The organism is Geodermatophilus sp. SYSU D00079, from assembly GCF_054050635.1.
In genome coordinates this window covers 78553-96298 of sequence record NZ_JBJGZS010000011.1, presented here as the reverse complement: position 1 = coordinate 96298, position 17746 = coordinate 78553, and the positions used below count along the sequence as shown (strand labels likewise).

Here is a 17746-nt window from a genome sequence, read left to right as displayed (position 1 = left end):
CCTGCTCGGCTTCGGCACGGTCGTGCTGCTCGCCCTGCTGATCCTGCACGGCTACCTGTGGTGGCGGCTGGTGCGCAGCACCACGCGGCCCGGCCGGGCTCGTCGGCGCCTCACCCTCGCCCTGCTGCTGCTGGCCGCGCTCCCGCTGCTGGCCGTCTTCCTCCGGGGGGACGGCGCCGGCGCGGTCGCCGCCGACTGGGTCGGCTTCGCGTGGCTGGGCGTGGCCTTCTACACGTTCCTGACGCTGCTCGCCCTCGAGCCGGTACGCCTGCTGCTGCGGCGGTGGACCGGCAGCCGGCGGGCGGACGTCGTCGCGACCCCGGTGGCGGTCGTGCCGGGCGGCGCCGCGCCCGAGCAGCCTGACCCCGACGACGCGGGGGTGGCCCCGGGCCGGCCGGCCGATGACGACGTCGTCGACCCGTCCCGGCGGCTGTTCGTCGCGCGCGGACTGGCGCTGACCGCCGGCGCGGTCGCGCTCGGCACCGCCGGCACGGGCGCCTACCTGGCCAACTCCGCGCCGGTCGTCCGCCGGGTGCCGGTGACGCTGGCCGGGCTGGACCCGGCCCTCGACGGCCTGCGGATCGTCACCTTCTCCGACGGCCACCTGTCCACGACCTACGGTGGCCGGCGCTTCGAGCGGCTGGTGGAGATCGTCAACGCCCAGCAGCCGGACGTCGTGGCCATCGTCGGTGACCTGGTCGACGACGAGGTCGACGACCTGCGCGAGGACGTCGCCCCGCTGGCCGACCTGGTCAGCGACCAGGGCGTCTACTTCGTGACCGGCAACCACGAGTACTTCGTCGACACCACGGCCTGGCTGCGGCACCTGCCCACCCTCGGGGTGCAGGTGCTGCGCAACGAACGGGTGGCGATCCGCCGCGGCAGCGCCTCCTTCGACCTGGCCGGGATCGACGACCGGACGGCGGACCGCTCCGGGCTGCCCGGCCACGGCGCCGACCTCGACGCCGCGCTCGACGGCCGCGACGACGGCACGCCGGTCGTCCTGCTCGCCCACCAGCCGGTGATGGTGGAGCAGGCCCGGGCGGCCGGCGTGGACCTGCAGCTGTCCGGGCACACCCACGGCGGCCAGCTGTGGCCCTTCGACTACGCCATCCGCCTGGACCAGCCGGCCGTGCAGGGGTACTCGCGGGTCGGCGACACCCAGCTCTACGTCACGCCGGGGGCGGGGTTCTGGGGGCCGCCCATGCGGATCGGCGCCCGCCCGGAGGTGTCGGTGATCGAGCTGCGGGCGCCGTAGGTCACAGCTCCCGGAGGGCGTCCAGCACCTGCTCGGCGACGTCCTCCAACGGCACCTTCCCCTCGCCCTCGGCCCAGCGGACCAGGATCTGGGTGTAGGCCGACAGGCTGGCGGTGACCACGATGCCGGGGACGATCGACCGGTCGTCGGGCTCGACGACGTCGAGCACCATCTCCGCGGTGGCCCGCTCGAACGTCGCCGCCCGGGTCTGCAGGCCCGGGGTGGTGACCACGATCCGCCAGCGCTCGAGCATCTCGTCGCGGTCCGGGCCCTGGATGCTGCCCAGCCAGCCGAGGATGCCCTGGCGCATCCGCTGGGCGAGCGGCAGCCCCTGGTCCTGCGCGCCCAGCGCCTGCTCGACCTCGCGGACGTCCGGCATCGGCAGGACGATGTGCTCCTTGCTCGGGAAGTGGTCGTAGAACGTCGGGACCGACACCTTCGCCGACGCCGCGATCTGGCCGACGGTCACCGCGTCGTAGCCGTGCTCGGCGAACAACCGCATGGCCGTGGTGTAGATCCGCCGGTGGGTCGCCTGGCGGCGGCGGGTGCGGGGGTCCTGCGGCTCGGTCACAAGCGACCATCCTCCGGTCACCCGGGTGCGGGATGCGCACGTACCCCCGCGGTCGGCCTCCCAACCTCGGCGTCGGCACACTGGGTCCCGTGCGGCTGACCATCCGGGTGCGGCCCGGCGCCGGCCGGACGGCGGTCGGGGGCAGCCACGACGGTGCACTCGTCGTCCGGGTGGCCGCCCGGCCCGTGGACGGGCAGGCCACCGAGGCGGCGCTGGCCGCGGTCGCCGGCGCGCTGGGTGTGCGGCGCCGGCAGGTGAGCCTGGTGAGCGGCGCCACCAGCCGCACCAAGGTGGTGGACGTCGACGGCGCCGACCCCGCCCGGCTGGCCGCGCTCATGACGCCCTCCCCCGACTGAGACAGACGTCTCAGACGACCAGACGTCTACTCGTCCAGTACCTTTGCGGCGTGACCAGCGCCGGATCGGGACCGAAGTACCTCGCGGTCCGCGAACACCTGCGCCGCCGGGTGTCCGCGCTGCCCGAGCACACCCTGCTGCCGCCCGAACCGCTGCTGTGCGCCGAGTACGGGGTCAGCCGGATCACCCTGCGCCGCGCCGTCGACGGGCTCGTGGCCGACGGGCACCTGGTGCGCGAGCAGGGCCGCGGCACCTACGTCACCCGCCCGCCGATCCGCCACGAGTACCGCGAGAGCTTCGTGCACCGGATCGCCGGGTTCAACTCGGTCATGACCGAGCAGGGCGCCCAGGTCGGCACCACCGTGCTGACCCAGCGGATCGTGCCCGTGCAGCCCCCGATCGCCGCCGAGCTGGGCCTGGAGCCGGCGACCGACGTGGTCGAGCTGGTCCGGCTGCGCAGCGTCGACGGCACCCCGAACCACGTCGCGCACAGCTTCATGGCGGCGTCGGTCTACCCGCGGGCCGCCGAGGAGGACTTCAGCGAGGGGTCGCTCTACGACTTCCTGCGGCGCGAGTACTCCGCCGACCTCGCCCACGCCCGCATCGTGGTCGACGTGGGCACCGCCGCCCCGGACGAGGCCGAGGTCCTGGGGGTGATCGCCGGCTCGCCGCTGCTCGTCGTCCGGACGACGGTGCGCGACAGTGCCGGTCACCCGCAGGTGCACAGCTACTCGCGGCTGCGTCCCGACGTCAGCCAGGTGGAGTTCGAGGTCTCCGTCGGCGGCCGCTGACGCGGACCCGTGCGGCGCTCCGGACCGGTTCGCCGCCGGCGGGCCCCTCGCCGGGGCCGACTACCGTCGGGCGGACGACCGGGCCGTTCCTGCCCGCGCCGAGCCACGTCCCGGAGGTCCCATGCCGCAACCGGTCACCGCCAGCGGCACCCGCGAGGTGCCCTACGACCGGAGCCGGGTGTGGCGGGCGCTCGCCGTCCTCGCGCCCTACTGCGCCGTGTGCGACGTCTCCTACCTCGTCGACGGCTCCGGGTCACCGGGCCGCGGGACGACGTTCGTCTGCGTGCCGGGCCGGCTGGCCGGCGACGCGCAGCCGCCGGCCGGGGCGCCCCGGGGGGAGATCGTCGACTGGGAGCCCGGACGGGCCGTGACGACCCGGCTGGAGCTCACGCCGGAGACCTGGACCACCCGCATCGAGCTCGCCGACGCCGGGGCGGCCGCCACCCGCGTGACGATCACCGTCACCCACGAGCCCAGGAGCGGCAACCGGCTCGTCCAGCGGCTGGTGCGCGGCGGCGTGCGGCAGATGGTCCAGCGCACCGTCGACGGGGAGCTGGACAAGCTGCCCGCGCACGTGGACCTGTTGTCCCGGGGCTGAGCGAGGGCCACGATCGGGTGACCGGCAGGTGTGCCGCAGTGATCTTGGGGTAGCCACCTCGCCGAATGGGTCCGCCGACTGGGGCGGGCCCGCGAGCGCAAGGGAGAGCACCATGATCTGGGACATCCTCGGGCTCATCGTCGTCGGCCTCATCATCGGAGCGCTGGCCCGCCTCCTCAAGCCGGGCAAGCAGCAGATGAGCATCCTCGCCACGATGGTGCTCGGTGTCATCGGCGCGCTGATCGGCGGCTTCATCGCCAGCCTGATCGGCACCGGCGACATCTTCGAGCTGAACATCCTCGGCTTCATCCTCGCCGTGGTGGCCGCCGTGATCCTGGTCGGCGTCTACGCGGGCATGTCGGGCGGCCGCAACCGCGCCGTCCGCTGACCCCCGGCCCCGGGGCCTCGGCCGACCCTCAGAGGTCGACCGAGTCCCCGGGGGCCAGCCGGCTGTAGGGGGTCGGCGTGCCCGGCCCCCGCTCGCCGAGCATCCCGCCCACGACACCCAGCCCGGTCTCGTTGAGCAGCCCGTCGTGCACGGCGAACGCCTGGTCGGCGTCCACGGCCCGGACGTAGTCGATGACCTCCGAGACCTTCGACCACGGCGCGTGCACCGGCAGCAGCAGGGTCGAGACCGGCTCCCCCGGCACCGTCAGCGCGTCGCCGGGGTGGAACACCTGACCCCCGACGAGGAACCCGACGTTCGGGATCCGCGGCAGGTCGGGGTGGATCACCGCGTGCAGCTCGCCGTGCACGGTCACGTCGAAGCCGGCCACCGTCACCGCGTCCCCGTCGCCCACGACGTGCACGCGCGTGCCCAGGCCCTCGAGCTGACCGGCCACCGACCGGTTCGTCCAGACCTCCAGCGCCGGATCGGCGTCCATCGCCGCGCGCAGGACGTCCGGGGCGAAGTGGTCGAAGTGCTCGTGGGTCACCAGCACCGCACTGGCTCCGTCGAGGGCCGAGGGGTCGGTGAAGGCCCCCGGGTCGATGACCAGCCGCCGGTCGTCCTCCCCGAGGACGACGCAGGCGTGGCCGTGCTTGGTCAGCTCCATGTCCCCACCTCCATGACCGCATCCTGCCCGGCGGGCGACCGACCGGCGATCGGGTGCCCCGTCTCACCCCTCCGGGGGAGACCGTGACGCCGGGCCGTGTCCCCGGTCCGCCGGTCTGCCGACCTCCTGGGCATGAGCACCCACACCCTCGCCCGGACCGTCGTCGCCGCCCGCAGCCGGGCCCACGGCCCCACCGCCGCCCTGTGGCACGCGGTGGAGCTGTACCGCCCGACCGCCGAGGTCGACGGCGCGTGCGAGCTGAGCCTGTGCGGGTCGCTGGCCCGGGTCGTGGTCGAGCAGCCCTGGCCGGCGACCACCCGCGACGTCTGCCCGGCCTGCGTCGTCCTCACCCGGTGAGGGCCTGCGGCGCCCCGTCGCCCGCGGGCCCGTGACGGGGTCCGGCAGGGGGTCGTCAGGCGCCGTCGGCCAGTTCCGCCCGCAGCCGGGCCAGCAGGTCCGACCGGCTGCTGGCGCCCAGCCGCTGCCGCATCCGCGACACGTGGTGCTCCACCGTCTTGGCCGAGATGTAGAGCCGCCCGCCGATCTCCCGGTAGGTCTGCCCCGCCACGACCAGCTGCGCCACCTCCCGCTCCCGCTCGCTGAGCACCCCGCCCGGCGCGGCCGGTGCGGGCGTCGGCGCGGGGGTCGGGTCGCCCGCCGCCCGCGGTGCGGGCACCGCCGGCCCGGCCTCGCACCCGGCGCTGTCGGCCAGTGACCGGGCGCAGCCCAGCAGCACCGCGCGGGCCTTCTGGTCCACCGTCCGCGCCGCGGCCTGCCCGGCCAGCCGGGAACCGTCCCAGCCCAGCCCGACCGCGGTGAGCTCCTCGGCCGCGGTCACCACGCTCGCCGCGTCCACGTCACCGGTCAGCACCCGCATCCACGACCGCCCCGCCCGGGCCAGCGTCGCCGCGTAGGGGCTGGTCCGCGCCGCGGCCACCAGCGCCGCCGCGTGCGGCCGGAGACCGTCCGGGTCGTCGGTGAGGATCGCCGCCTGCGCACCGCTCCAGTGCAGCGAGGTCGCCCACAGCTGCGGGTCCCCCAGCCGCGCCAGCAGGGCCTGTGCCTCCGCCAGGTGCGGACGCAGCCGGTCGCCGTCCTGCAGCCGGGCGGCGGCCACCACGAGCTCCCCCAGGGGCAGCAGCGTGAACAGGTCGACCGGGTGGCGGACCACCGCCTCCCGCGCCTTCACCCACGCCCGCACCAGCGCCGGCACGTCGCTGCTGCGGCGGGCCAGCCCCACCTCCAGGGCCTGCAGGAACACGTCGTCGCGCGGCTCGAGCTGTGCCGCCCCGTCACGGGCGGCGTCCATGTGCTCGCGGGCGCGGGTCATCCGGCCGGCCAGCATCGCGATCCAGGCCAGCAGCAGGCGGTGCCGCGGCCGGCACGGCGCCCCGCCCAGGTCGGCGTCCACGGCCCGCTGCAGCACCGACTCGGCCACCCCCAGCTCCCCGCTGTGCAGGGCGACCAGCGCGGCCAGGGCCGCCGGGGTGTCGACCAGCAGCGCGGTGCGGCCGACCGGCTCCAGCAGCGCCGCGGCACGGGTCAGCGTGGACAGCGCCGCGGCGATGTCGTCGGCGGCGTTCTCCCCGGTGCGCAGGGACTGCAGCACCCCCTGGGCCGTCAGCTCCTCGCTCACCGACAGCACGCTCGGCACCCCGGCGGCCACCCGCGCGCCGTCGAGGACGGCGGCCGCCTCCCCCGGTTCCCCGGTGGCGAGCAGGGCCAGCGCCGCCGAGCCCGCCCGGTCCGGTCCGGCCAGCCGGCACAGCGCGGCGGCCCGGGTCAGCAGCCCCCGCTGCGCCAGCACGGCCGCGGCCACCCCGGCGGCGCGGGCCCGGTCCGGCGCCGCCGGGTCGGTCAGCGCGGTGTCGGCCCACTGCAGGGCGCCGTCGAGGTCCCCGGCCAGCGCCGCGGCCTGGGCCCGCCGCGCGGCCAGTCCCGCCACCGGCGCGCCGGTGCGCGCGGCCGCCCCGAGCAGCTCGCCGGCCAGCGCGGGGTCGGCGGCCAGGGCGGCCTCCCCGTGCCGCTCCAGCAGCCGCGCGGCCTCCGTGTCGCGCACCCGGTCGGCGGCCAGGCGGCGGGCGAGCTCCACGGGCTCCTCACCGCGCTCGACCAGCAGCGCCAGGAGCTGCCGGCGGGTGCGGCGGGTGACGTCCGGTGGGGTCGCGTCCAGCAGCAGCTGGGCGACCAGGGGCACGACGGCGCCGCTGGGCAGCAGCAGGCCGCTGGCCCGGCCGGCGGTGACCAGCTCCGCCGCGTGACCGGGGAGCACGCCGAGCACCCCGCCGAGCACGTCGTCGTCCAGCGGTGCACCGGCGGCGACCGCGTGCAGCAGCGCCCGCGTCCCCTCGTCGACGGTGGCCAGCTGCGTCCGGACCCGGTCGGCGACCTCCTCCGGGACGGCGGTGCGCACCAGCCGGCCGTCCCCGCCGCCGCGGCGGGCCAGCGCGCGCAGCACCGGGTGCACCAGCGCGGGCAGCCCTCCGGTCCGGGCGAGGACGGCGTCCACCAGCTCGGGGGTCGCGGCCGCACCGAGCTGCTCGCGTGCCCAGCCCCGCACCGTGGCGCGGTCGGCGTGGCCGAGGACGACGGTGCGCCGGTCGGCACCGAGCTCGGTCAGCAGCGCGGTGAGCGGTGCCGGGCGGGGCCACGGCCGGTGGGCCAGCGCGATCCGCGCGCCGGGGCGGCCCCCGAGCGCGGCGAGCCCGGCCGCGGCCGGCCCGGACAGCCGGTGGGCGTCGTCGACGACGACGGCGAACTCCGCCGGCAGCCCGGTGGGGTCCTCCGGGACGCCGTCGAGCACCACGACCCCCGACCGCCGCCACGCGGTGGCCAGCTCGCCCAGGAGGTGGGTCTTCCCGGTGCCGCCGGGGCCCTGCACGGTCACCGTGGCCGGACCCGCCGCGACGAGACCGGGCACCGCGGCAGTCGCGGCGGGCAGGGTGCCCGTCGCGCAGACGTCGGCGATCACAGCAGGTCCGTGTCCAGCTCGATGATGCGCTCGGGCGCCGGCTCGGTGGCCGGCGGCGGGGTCGGGTCGGGCGCGGGGGCCGTCGGCTCGGGCTCCGGCTCCGGCTCCGGCTCCGGCTCCGGCTCGGGCGCCGGGTCGGTGACGGGGCCGGGGTCCGGGGTCGGGTCGGGCTCGGGGGTCGGGTCGGGCTCGGGGTCGGTGGTCGGCGGCGGCGTCGTGCCCGGTGCCGTCGTGCCCGGCGCGGTCGTGCCAGGGGCGCTCGTCCCCGGTGCCGTCGTGCCGGGGGTCGTCGTGCCGGGGGCCGTCGTGCCGGGGGCCACGGTGCCGGCCGGCGTCAGCGGCCCGGTGCTGCCGCCGGTCGACCCCGTCCCCGGGCGGGCCGGTGCGGGGGAGGGGGCGCCGGTCGTCCCGGCCGCGCTGCTCCGCGCGGCGGTGGTGATGGCCGCGACCAGGCTGGTCCGGGGCCGGGGGCTGTCGGCGGCGCCCGGGGTGCTGCCACCCGCCGCCGCCCCGCCGCGGCTGCCGGGGGCCGCCGGCGTCGCCGGCTGGGCCGCGGCCTCGGCGGACGGGGCGCTGTCGACCTCCGCGGTGCCGGTGGCGATCACCTGCCCGCCCCCGTCGCTCTCCTCCGCGGTCCGGGTGGGAGCGGGATCGGAGCCCAGGACGGCGGCCAGGGCCGGAGGCACGACCAGCAGCCCCAGCAGCGCGCCGCCGACCACCGCGCCGCGCCGCACCCGGGAGCTCCGCTGCGGTCGCGTCGTCCCACCGGGCCGGCGGGACGCCGGGCCCTGCGCGGTCGGGGGCCGCCGGTCCGCCCCGGGCGCCGGGACGTCCCCCGCGGGAGGCGTGGCGGCGGGCTCGGCCGGGACGGCCGCCATCAGCTCCTCGGCGACGAGGGCGTCGGCGGCCAGGGCGGCGGCGCCGAGCGCCACGGTGAGCGCCGGCTCCGCGGTGACGACCAGCGGCCGGTCCAGCTCGCCGGAGAGCACCTCGGCCACCAGCGGCACCCGCACCCCGCCGCCGGTCAGGACGACGGCGTCGAGGTCGGCCGGCTCGAGACCGGCGGCGGCCACGGCGTCCTGGAGTGTGGTCACCGACTCCCGCACGGGGCCGGCGAGGACCTCGTCGAGCTCCTCGCGGGTGAGCCGGACCGGTCCGTCCGACGCCTGGGTGGCCACGTCGACGGTGGTCCGGGCGGACAGCGCCTCCTTGGCCGCCGTGCAGGCCGCCCGGAGCCCGGCCGCCCCGGTCGCACCCGCCGGCGTCGCCCCGGAGCCGAGCACGTGGGCGAGGACCGCGTCGTCGACGTCGCGCCCGCCCCACGCCCGGGGCTCCGGGGGGAGGCCCCGGTGCCCCAGGGGCTCGTCGTCCGTGGGCCCGACGACGGCGGTGTCGAGCGTGCTCGCGCCCAGGTCGTAGACGGCCACGGTCGGCTCGGGCGCCAGGCCCCCGGTGACCACGTGGTGGTGGACGGCGGCGACGGCACTGGAGACGAGGGAGAAGCGCGGCACGCCGGCGGCCTCCAGGGCCCGGGCGAGCACGGCGCGGCGGTGCCGGCCCCAGGACGGCGGGACGGTGACCACCGTCCACGCGTCGGATCGCCCCTCCTGCCCGGCGGCCGCCTCGCGCACCCGCTGGACGACCTCGGCCGCGAGGTCGGCGGCGGGCACGGGCCGCTCCCCGGCGTACACCGGCTCCGGGGCACCCACCCGGGCCAGGACGTGGGCGACGGTGACCCCGCCGGGCACCGGCGCCAGCGCGACCTCGCCGTCGGGCCCGACCGCCACGTCGGCGGGCAGGGTGGTCCCGTGACCGCCGAGCGGCAGCGGCCGTGCCGTCGCCTCCCCCGTCGGGTCCTTGGCACACACCGCCGCCGAGATCGTCCCGTCGCCGATGTCGATGCCGAGCCCGTACTCGTCCTCGCGCACAGGTAGCCCCCTGGTTCCCCATCACGTCCCGGGGCCCCCGCGTTGGACCTCCCGGTCCAGCGAACGTATGGCCCGCCCACCCCATCTGTCTCATGCGGACCACCCGACGGACGAGTGCGGACCGTAAGTGGGGGGCGACACCCCGCAGCCCCTAACGGGGAGTCAGCGCACACCCCCCATTCGGGTGATGTGACGAGGGGGACATCCCCCGATGCCGGGGACGGCGGCCCGCGGCTGGACTGCGGTCGCCAGCCGGCCGAGATCGCGGACGGCTCGAGACCCAGGAGTGCCAGCCATGTCGACCCTCGCCAGCTCCCTGCTCGACTTCATCCTCGACCTCTTCCGCGACCCCGAGAAGGCGGCCGCGTACGAGGCCGCGCCGCAGGCCACGCTGGACGCCGCCGGCCTGACCGACGTCTCGCCCAGCGACGTCGCCGACCTGATGCCGATGGTCGCCGACTACTCGACCGTGGGCTGGAGCGGCGGCCGCGGCGACTCCTGCGACGGCGACGACCGGTCCGGGCTGGTCGCCGGCGCGTCGCACCGCCCCTCGCGGGACGAGGACGACGACGACCGGGGCTCCTACCGCCCGGTGCACGACCGGGACGAGGACCGCGACTCCGCCCGGGACGACGACGGCCCCGGCCACGGCGGCTCGCACGGCGGGCACCACGCCCCCGCCGCCGGGCAGGAGACGGTGGTCATCACCCACCTGCAGAACATCCAGTACACGAACCACGACACCCACGTGTCGGTCGACGCCTCGCACAACATCTGGGTGAGCGGCGACGCGCAGGCGATCTTCGGCGACGTCGAGGGCGACGTCTCGCAGATCGACAACTCCGGGGGCATCTACGTCGGCGACGACCTCGAGGTCGAGGACTCCGAGATCGTGGTGGACTCCAGCGACAACTCGGTGGAGGACTCCTACAACGAGAGCACCGACGTCTCCGGCGACGGCAACGCGGTGGGCACGGGCAACGACGTCGAGACCGACATCGACACCGACGTCGACGTCGAGAACTCCGGCAACACCCAGCACGGCGACGGCAACGTGTCCGGCAACGGCAACGCCACCGACAACTCCACGGACACCGACGTGGACCTCGAGGTGGAGGACTCGTTCAACGAGGACAACTCCGACAACTCCGACAACTCGACGAACACCGACGTGGACATCGACGGCTCGTTCAACGAGGACAACTCGGACAACTCGACGAACACCGACGTGGACGTCGAGATCGAGGACTCCTTCCAGGACAACTCCGACGACGACGGCTTCGACGTCGACGACTCGGGCAACGACAACTCGACCACCGACAACTCGGTGGAGGTCGAGGACTCCTTCACGGTGGAGGACTCCTTCACCGTCGAGGACTCCTTCCAGGCGGAGGAGAACGTCGAGATCCGTGAGGCCGAGGTCGACGACGTGACCGTCTGACCCCCGCACACCGCGCCCGGCCCGGGTGTCCTCCACGGACACCCGGGCCCGGTCGCGCTCCATCGCCGTCCCCGGTGGTAAGACCGGGTCCCAGGGAGGTGGCCGTGGTCACGTCAGCACAGGTGCTCGACCGGGCGCTGGCGCTCGCGCAGGTCTGCGAGCGGCCGGACCTGCACCGGCGGCTGGTCCAGGCGCGGGCGCGCAGCGAGACCCCGGGCGTGCGCGTCCTGGTCGTCGGCGAGCCCAAGCAGGGCAAGAGCTCGCTGGTCAACGCGCTGGTCGGGGCCCCCGTCTGCCCGGTGGCCGACGACGTGGCCACCGTCGTCCCCACGGTGGTGCGGGCGGGGGAGCAGCCACGGGCCACGCTCGTGCTCACCGCCGGGGCCGCGCCGGCCGGGCCGGTCGACGACGTGCCCACCGAGCGGGTGCCGGTGCCGATCGAGCAGGTGGCGGCCCGGGTGACCGGGGCGGGCACCGAGCGGCTGCTGCAGGCCGAGGTGGAGCTGCCGCGGCAGCTGCTGGCCGGCGGTCTGGAGCTGGTCGACACCGCGGGGGTCGGGGGGGTGGGGGTGGCCCGCGCGCTGCGCACGGTCGACCTGCTGCCCAGCGCGGACGCCGTCGTGCTGGTCACCGACGCCAGCCAGGAGTTCACCGCCCCGGAGATGGCCTTCCTCGAGCAGGCGCGGGCGCTGTGCCCGACCGTCGTGTGCGTCCTCACCAAGACCGACGCCTGCCCCGAGTGGCGGACCGTCGCCGAGCTGGACCGCGCCCACCTGGCCGGCCGGGGCATCGAGGCGCCGCTGTTCTGCGTCTCCTCCGCGCTCGCCCAGCTGGCGGTGCAGCACCGTGACCGCGAGCTGCACGAGGAGTCGGGCATCGCCGCTCTGGTCACCCACCTGCGCCGGGAGGTGGTCGACCGCGCCGAGACGCTGGCCCGCCGCTCCCTGGTCCACGACCTGGCGGCGGTCACCGAGCACCTGTCCCTCGCCGTCCGCTCGGAGCTGGCCGGGCTGCAGGACCCGGCCGGCCGGGAGGAGCTCGTGCGTGGCCTGGAGGAGGCCAAGGCGGCCGCCGACGACCTGCGCCGGCGCTCGGCCCGCTGGCAGCAGGTGCTCGGGGACGGCGTCACCGACCTCATGAGCGACATCGACTTCGACCTGCGCGACCGGTCCCGGGTGGTGACCCGCGAGGCCGAGGAGGCGATCGACGCCCAGGACCCCGGCCCGGCGTGGGGCGAGCTGGCCGAGTGGCTGGACCGCCGCGTCGCCGCCGCCGTCGCCGACAGCTACGTGTGGGCCGAGCAGCGCTCGGAGTGGCTGGCCGAGCGGGTCATCGAGCAGTTCGCCCGGGACGGCGGCGCCGCGGTCCCGGCCCTGTCGGTCGGGGCGGCCGGCGACGCGCTGGAGAGCCTGGTCGACCTGCCCGACATCGACGACGGGGCGATGACCCTGCGCGAGCGCACCCTGATCGGCCTGCGCGGCTCCTACACCGGCGTGCTCATGACCGGCCTGGTCACCAGCCTGGCCGGGATGGCGATCATCAACCCGGTCTCGCTGGCCGCGGGCGTGCTGCTCGGCCGCAAGGCCTACAACGACGACAAGAAGCAGCGGATCGCGCGCCGGCAGGCCGAGGCGAAGGCGGTGGTCCGCCGGCACCTGGACGAGGTGGTGTTCCAGGTCGGCAAGCAGCTCAAGGACCGGCTGCGCACCGTGCAGCGCACGCTGCGCGACCTCATCACCGACACCGCCGAGGAGATGTCGCGCTCCCTGGCCGACGCCGTGACCGCCGCCCAGCGGTCGACCAAGGAGGCCACCGCCGAGCGCGACGCCCGCATCCGGTCGCTGCGGCTGCGCCTCGAGCAGCTCGACCGGCTCGCCGCCGACGTCCGCCTGCTGGACCGGGTGGCGGTGCCCGCCGCATGAGCACGGTGGGGACGGCGGGGGTGGGCACGGTGCTCGACGACGTCCGGGGGCTCCTGGACGACGCGGTGGAGCGCTACCGCGACGTCCCTGCGGTGGCCGGGCGGCTGGCTGCCCAGCGGCGGCGGCTGGACGAGCCGCTGCGGCTGGCGCTGGTCGGCCGGGTCAAGTCGGGGAAGTCCACGCTGCTCAACGCGCTCGTGGGCGCGCGGGTGGCGCCCACCGACGCCGGTGAGTGCACCCGCGTCGTGACCCTCTACCGCCACGGCGCGACCCCGCGGGTGCAGCTGTGCGGCGTCGACGGCGCCGTGCGGGCTCTCCCGGTCCGCCGGGCCGACGGTGGCCTGCAGCTGGACCTGGGTGGCACCCCGGTCGAGGAGGTCGAGCACCTGCTCGTGGAGTGGCCGGCCGCCGACCTGCTGCCGGCGACCGTGGTCGACACCCCGGGGATCTCCTCGCTGTCGGCGGGCACCAGCGCGCGGACCCGCACCTTCCTGGACGCCGGGGAGGGGCCCTCGGGCGCCGACGCCGTCGTCTTCCTCACCCGGCAGCCGCAACCGGAGGACGTCGCCGTCCTCGCCGGCTTCCAGGAGGACTCCGGCGCCGCGGGCGCGCACACCACCACGATCACCGTGCTCTCGCGCGCCGACGAGGTCGGCGCCGGGCGGCTGGACGCCCTCCACGCCGCCGGGGCGGTCGCGCGCCGGATGTCGGAGGACCCCGCGCTGCAGGCGGTCAGCTCGGCGGTGGTGCCGGTCGCCGGTCTGCTGGCCCTGGCCGGGCGCACGCTGCGCCACGGGGACTTCGTCGCCCTGCGGACCCTCGCCGGCGCCGACCAGCAGCAGGTGGCGGGGATGCTGCTGACCGCCGACCGGTTCACCCGGCCGGAGGCGCCGGTCCCGCTGACGGCCGACGTCCGGGCCTCGCTGCTGGAGCGGCTGGGCCTGTTCGGGGTCCGGCTGTCGCTCACCCTCATCCGCGCCGGCGTCGCCGACGCCTCGGCGCTCGCCGACGAGCTGCTGCGCCGCAGCGGCCTGACCGAGCTGCAGCGGCTGCTCCGCGTCCACCTCACCGCCCGGGGCGACCAGCTCAAGGCCGGGACGGCGCTGCGCCTGCTGGCCGGGGTCCTCGCCGAGCACCCGGTCGAGGGGGCCGACGAGCTGCGCGCGGGCGTGGAGCGGGTCCGGCTGGCCGCCCGGGAGCTCGACGAGCTGGAGCTGCTGGCCCGGACCCGCGGGGCGGGGAGCCCGCTGCCGGAGACCCTGCGCCCCGACGCGGACCGGCTGCTCGGCGCCGAGGGCACCACCCCGGCAGCGCGGCTGGGGCTGCCGGAGGACACCGCCGCCGCCGACCTGCGGGCAGCGGCCCGGGCCGCGCTGGACCGGTGGCGGGCGGCCGCCGACGACCCGCTGGCGGCCCGGGCGACCGCGGACGCGGCCGCGCTGGTGGTCCGGACGTGCGAGGCGCTGCTGGCCGGGCTCGACGGCTGGCGCTCAGCGCCCGGCGGCTCCGCCGGCGCCGCCGCGGAAGAAGGCCCGCGAGCTGCGGGTGAGCAGCGGCAGCAGGGCGAGGAGGAGGAGCCCGCCGGCGACCAGTAGGGCCACCCGGTCCACGTCGGCGTCCCCGGCGACCAGGCTCTGCGCCACGTCGAGGACCACCAGCGCCGGCAGCGCGGTCAGCAGCAGCGCCCAGCGGGCCCAGGCGCGCCGGCGCAGGAGCAGGACCACCCACACCAGGGAGAGCAGGACCACCAGGGTCACGCCGCCGGTGACCACGGCGATCGTGGCCCGCACCCCCTCGGCGACGACCGCGGCAGGCGCGGTCGGGTCGTCGGCGGTCGCGGTGGCGGTCAGCCGGTCGCGGAGCGCCGCGTGGTCGAGCAGGGCGGCCCCCACGCCGGTCAGCGCGGCCAGGCAGCCGGCGCCCACCAGTGCCGCGGTGGCCCGCACGGTGGCGGGGCGGGGCAGGGGGGTGCGGCCGAGCGGCGGCGCGATGTCGCTGGTGGTCGCGGGGCGCGGGGGCGGCAGCTGCTGGGCCACGTTGCCGGTCATGACCACCCGCCGCGGGGCGGGCAGGTGGACCTCCGGCGGGGCGGTGGGCCGGCTGCGGGCCCCTCCGGCCGTGTCGCGTCCCCCCGATGGCCGAGCCAGCTCCGTCACGTGTCCCCCTCGCTGACGACGATGTCCGCCGGAGCCTGTCACCGGAGCGGCCAGGTACCGGACGGTCACGCGCCGCAGTCGGCCGGGCGCTCTCGTGTCGACACCGCGAGCAGCGCCGGCACTGCGGTCAGTGACCGGTGAAGCGGGGTGCGCGCTTCTCCAGGAACGCCTCGACCGCCTCGCGGTGGTCGGCGGTCCGGCCCAGCTCCTTCTGCAGCCGCGCCTCCAGGGCGAGGGTGTCCTCGAGGGAGTCGGTGGCCGCGGTGGCGAGCACGGTCTTCAGCGCGCGGTAGGCGGCGGTGGGCCCGGCGGCCAGGCGGCCGGCCAGGGCCCGCGCCTCGGGCAGCACCTGCTCGGGCTCGACGACGCGGTGCACCAGGCCCCACATCGCGGCGGTCTCGGCCGGGAAGGCGTCCGGGAGCAGCAGGATCTCCGCCGCCCGCGAGCCCCCGACGCAGTGCACCAGCCGCGAGGCCAGCGCCGAGTCGCTGGACAGCCCGATGCCGGCGAAGGCGGTGGTGAACTTCGCGCCGGCCGCGGCGATCCGCAGGTCCCCCGCGAGCGCGATGCCCAGGCCCGCCCCGGCGCAGGCCCCGTTGACGGCCACCACGACCGGCACCCGCAGCGCGGCCAGGGCCAGCACCAGCGGGTTGTACTCGTCCTCGACCACCGACAGCGACGTCGCGGCGTCCCCCCTCAGGGCCTCCACGTGCTGGGCGAGGTCCTGCCCCACGCAGAACGCCCGGCCGGTGCCGGTGAGCACGATCGCCCGCACCGAACCGTCCGCGCCGACCTCCCGGACGACGTCGAGCAGCTCGCGGCGGGACTGGTGCGTGAGCCCGGCCCGCAGCATGGTGATGGTGGCGACGCCGTCGGCGTCCTCGCGGGTCACGGTCTCGGGCATCGTCGCCCCACCTCGTCTCTGGTCGATGCGCGTGTGCGGCAGGGCGAGATCGCGCGATCTCGCACGGCTCCCGCGGCGGGAGCGTACGAGATCGCGCGATCTCGACCGGGCGGGTCAGCCGGAGGCCGGCTGCGCCGACGCGGCCTGGTCGCGCAGCTCCCGGCGGAGGATCTTGCCGGTCACCGTCTTGGGCAGCTCGTCGATGACCTCCACCTGCCGCGGGTACTTGTAGGCGGCCATGCGCTCCCGGCAGTGCGCGATGAGCTCCTCCGGCGTCACCTGGGCGCCCGACCGGAGGCTGACGAACGCCTTGACGGTCTCCCCGCGCTTCTCGTCGGGCACGCCGACGACCGCGGACTCGCGCACCGCCGGGTGCTCGGCCAGGACGTCCTCGACCTCCCGGGGCCAGACCTTGTACCCCGAGGCGTTGATCATGTCCTTCTTGCGGTCGACGATGAACACCCAGCCCTCGGGGCTCATGAACCCGACGTCGCCGCTCTTGAGCGCACCCCCGGGCAGGTTGGCCGCGGTCTCCTCGGGCTTGCCCCAGTAGCCGGCGACGACCTGCGGCCCCTCGGCCACGATCTCGCCGACCTCGCCCAGCGGCAGGTCCGCCCCGTCGTCGTCCTGGATGCGGACCACGGTGCTCGGCGCCGGCACCCCGACCGACAGCGCACCCGACGTCGGGTCCACCGGGGACGGCGAGCCGAACGGCGTCACCGTCATCGGCGAGGTCGTCTCGGTCAGGCCGTAGGCGTTGTGCACCTGGACGCCGGTGGCCTCCAGGAACGCCTTCTCCGCCGTCGGCGAGATCGCCGCGCCCCCGGAGTACACGGAGGTGAACGAGGCGAAGTGGTCCCGCGTGAACCCCGGCGCGTTGAGCAGCGCGTTGAACGCGGTGATGGCGCCGATGGTGAACGTCGGCCGGTGCTCGAGGAAGGCGTCGAGGACCACCTGCGGCTCGAACCGGTAGGCGAGGACCAGCGGGGCCGGCACGAGCATGCTCACCGCGATGTGCCCGATGAGCCCGGTGATGTGGAACAGCGGGGCGATGCCGAAGATCGCGCCGTCCCGCCCCGCACGCGCCCAGTCCCGGTAGACCTGCGCGGTGAACACCACGTTCCGGTGGGTGTTCATCGCGCCCTTGGGCACGCCGGTGGTCCCGGAGGTGTAGGTCAGGAAGGCGACGTCGTCCGGGCCGAGGCGGACCGGCGGCGGCTCCTCCCCGCGGTGCCGCTCGACGAACTCCAGCAGGTCGGTCGTGCCCTCGTGCCGCTGCCGCCGCGTCGCGGCGAACAGGCGCGGGTCGTCGCGGGTCTGGAAGTCCAGCTCGCTGGTGGTGAGGACCAGGCGCACGTCGGTGTCGGGCACGACCTCCCGCGCGACCTCGTCGTAGAGGGCCTCCAGCGAGACCAGCACCGTGGCCCCGGAGTCCCGGAGCAGGTAGGACAGCTCCCGCTTCCGGCTCATCGGGTTGATGGAGACCATGACGCCGCCGGCCTTCCAGGTCGCCACCATCGCGATGACGAACTGGGGCACGTTCTGCAGGTACACGGCCAGCCGGTCGCCGGCGGTGAAGCCGTTGGCCAGCAGCCCCGCGGCCAGCGCGTCGCTGAGCTCGTCGAGCTCCCGCCGGGAGACGGTGCCGTCGAAGTACCGCAGCGCGTCGCCGTCCGGGTCCCGCGCGAGCCCCGCCCGGAACACCTCCAGCGCGTTGTCGGACTCGATGTCGTAGTCGGCCGGCTGGCCCTCCTCGTAGAGGGCCAGCCACGGCCGGTCGGTGTAGGTGGTCATC

Annotated in this window: 16 protein-coding genes; 9 read left to right on the top strand and 7 right to left on the bottom strand. The window is 76.4% G+C overall.

From position 1 onward, the window contains the following. Positions 1-22: 22 nt before the first annotated feature. Positions 23-1258, top strand: a complete 1236-nt coding sequence (locus ACI79E_RS11480) for a metallophosphoesterase (protein ID WP_456932671.1) — start codon at positions 23-25, stop codon at positions 1256-1258. Position 1259: 1 nt separating this feature from the next. Here ACI79E_RS11480 and ACI79E_RS11475 read toward each other — a convergent pair whose 3' ends face one another. Continuing rightward, positions 1260-1829: a TetR/AcrR family transcriptional regulator gene (locus ACI79E_RS11475; RefSeq protein ID WP_456932670.1), complete on the bottom strand. Its 570-nt coding sequence runs from the start codon at positions 1827-1829 to the stop codon at positions 1260-1262. Between the two features lie 89 nt (positions 1830-1918). Between ACI79E_RS11475 and ACI79E_RS11470 the strand changes: the two genes are divergently transcribed. From ACI79E_RS11470 to ACI79E_RS11455, 4 genes are all read left to right on the top strand, one after another. Then, positions 1919-2185, top strand: a complete 267-nt coding sequence (locus tag ACI79E_RS11470) for a DUF167 domain-containing protein (protein ID WP_456932669.1) — start codon at positions 1919-1921, stop codon at positions 2183-2185. 50 nt (positions 2186-2235) lie between these two features. Further along, positions 2236-2976 carry a GntR family transcriptional regulator gene (locus tag ACI79E_RS11465; protein WP_456932668.1) on the top strand — a complete coding sequence of 247 codons (741 nt, stop codon included), beginning with the start codon at positions 2236-2238 and terminating at the stop codon, positions 2974-2976. A 121-nt stretch (positions 2977-3097) separates the two neighbouring features. Continuing rightward, the gene (locus ACI79E_RS11460) at positions 3098-3574 is read left to right on the top strand and encodes an SRPBCC family protein (protein WP_456932667.1); all 477 of its coding nucleotides are present in this window, start codon (positions 3098-3100) and stop codon (positions 3572-3574) included. Between the two features lie 112 nt (positions 3575-3686). After that, the gene (locus ACI79E_RS11455) at positions 3687-3962 is read left to right on the top strand and encodes a GlsB/YeaQ/YmgE family stress response membrane protein (RefSeq protein ID WP_456932666.1); all 276 of its coding nucleotides are present in this window, start codon (positions 3687-3689) and stop codon (positions 3960-3962) included. A 28-nt stretch (positions 3963-3990) separates the two neighbouring features. On the opposite strand, the gene ACI79E_RS11450 is transcribed toward ACI79E_RS11455, so the two are convergent. Beyond that, a complete protein-coding gene (locus tag ACI79E_RS11450; protein WP_456932665.1) occupies positions 3991-4629 on the bottom strand; it encodes an MBL fold metallo-hydrolase in 639 nt (212 codons plus the stop codon). Positions 4630-4761: 132 nt separating this feature from the next. Here ACI79E_RS11450 and ACI79E_RS11445 point away from each other — a divergent pair, with 132 nt between their 5' ends. Further along, positions 4762-4986 (top strand): hypothetical protein, encoded by a 225-nt coding sequence (locus tag ACI79E_RS11445; RefSeq protein WP_456932664.1) that lies wholly within the window; start codon positions 4762-4764, stop codon positions 4984-4986. Between the two features lie 55 nt (positions 4987-5041). On the opposite strand, the gene ACI79E_RS11440 is transcribed toward ACI79E_RS11445, so the two are convergent. After that, entirely contained in the window at positions 5042-7600 is a 2559-nt protein-coding gene (locus ACI79E_RS11440) for a LuxR C-terminal-related transcriptional regulator (RefSeq protein ID WP_456932663.1), read from the bottom strand. Further along, positions 7597-9528 (bottom strand): Hsp70 family protein, encoded by a 1932-nt coding sequence (locus ACI79E_RS11435; protein ID WP_456932662.1) that lies wholly within the window; start codon positions 9526-9528, stop codon positions 7597-7599. Before ACI79E_RS11435 ends, ACI79E_RS11440 begins: the two co-directional genes overlap by 4 nt. Positions 9529-9823: 295 nt before the next feature. Between ACI79E_RS11435 and ACI79E_RS11430 the strand changes: the two genes are divergently transcribed. From ACI79E_RS11430 to ACI79E_RS11420, 3 genes are all read left to right on the top strand, one after another. Continuing rightward, a complete protein-coding gene (locus tag ACI79E_RS11430; RefSeq protein ID WP_456932661.1) occupies positions 9824-10969 on the top strand; it encodes an IniB N-terminal domain-containing protein in 1146 nt (381 codons plus the stop codon). 104 nt (positions 10970-11073) lie between these two features. Then, positions 11074-12891, top strand: coding sequence for a dynamin family protein (locus ACI79E_RS11425; RefSeq protein WP_456932660.1), 1818 nt, complete (start codon positions 11074-11076; stop codon positions 12889-12891). Then, a complete protein-coding gene (locus ACI79E_RS11420; RefSeq protein ID WP_456932659.1) occupies positions 12888-14486 on the top strand; it encodes a dynamin family protein in 1599 nt (532 codons plus the stop codon). The genes ACI79E_RS11425 and ACI79E_RS11420 overlap by 4 nt, the downstream gene beginning before the upstream one ends. On the opposite strand, the gene ACI79E_RS11415 is transcribed toward ACI79E_RS11420, so the two are convergent. The 3 genes from ACI79E_RS11415 to ACI79E_RS11405 form a co-directional block, all read right to left on the bottom strand. Then, positions 14382-15047 (bottom strand): hypothetical protein, encoded by a 666-nt coding sequence (locus tag ACI79E_RS11415; RefSeq protein ID WP_456932658.1) that lies wholly within the window; start codon positions 15045-15047, stop codon positions 14382-14384. The two genes, ACI79E_RS11420 and ACI79E_RS11415, sit on opposite strands and share 105 nt — an antisense overlap. 127 nt (positions 15048-15174) lie before the next feature. After that, positions 15175-15951 (bottom strand): enoyl-CoA hydratase-related protein, encoded by a 777-nt coding sequence (locus ACI79E_RS11410; protein WP_456932657.1) that lies wholly within the window; start codon positions 15949-15951, stop codon positions 15175-15177. Between the two features lie 114 nt (positions 15952-16065). After that, on the bottom strand, positions 16066-17745 hold the full coding sequence (locus tag ACI79E_RS11405; protein WP_456932656.1) for an AMP-binding protein: 1680 nt from the start codon (positions 17743-17745) through the stop codon (positions 16066-16068). Between the last annotated feature and the right edge of the window lies 1 nt (position 17746).

Coding starts and splice junctions, on each gene's coding strand:
- ACI79E_RS11460 (WP_456932667.1), top strand. CDS start 3,098: ATGCCGCAACCGGTCACCGCCAGCGGCACCCGCGAGGTGCCCTACGAC.
- ACI79E_RS11455 (WP_456932666.1), top strand. CDS start 3,687: ATGATCTGGGACATCCTCGGGCTCATCGTCGTCGGCCTCATCATCGGA.
- ACI79E_RS11450 (WP_456932665.1), bottom strand. CDS start 4,629: ATGGAGCTGACCAAGCACGGCCACGCCTGCGTCGTCCTCGGGGAGGAC.
- ACI79E_RS11445 (WP_456932664.1), top strand. CDS start 4,762: ATGAGCACCCACACCCTCGCCCGGACCGTCGTCGCCGCCCGCAGCCGG.
- ACI79E_RS11430 (WP_456932661.1), top strand. CDS start 9,824: ATGTCGACCCTCGCCAGCTCCCTGCTCGACTTCATCCTCGACCTCTTC.
- ACI79E_RS11420 (WP_456932659.1), top strand. CDS start 12,888: ATGAGCACGGTGGGGACGGCGGGGGTGGGCACGGTGCTCGACGACGTC.
- ACI79E_RS11410 (WP_456932657.1), bottom strand. CDS start 15,951: ATGCCCGAGACCGTGACCCGCGAGGACGCCGACGGCGTCGCCACCATC.
- ACI79E_RS11405 (WP_456932656.1), bottom strand. CDS start 17,745: ATGACCACCTACACCGACCGGCCGTGGCTGGCCCTCTACGAGGAGGGC.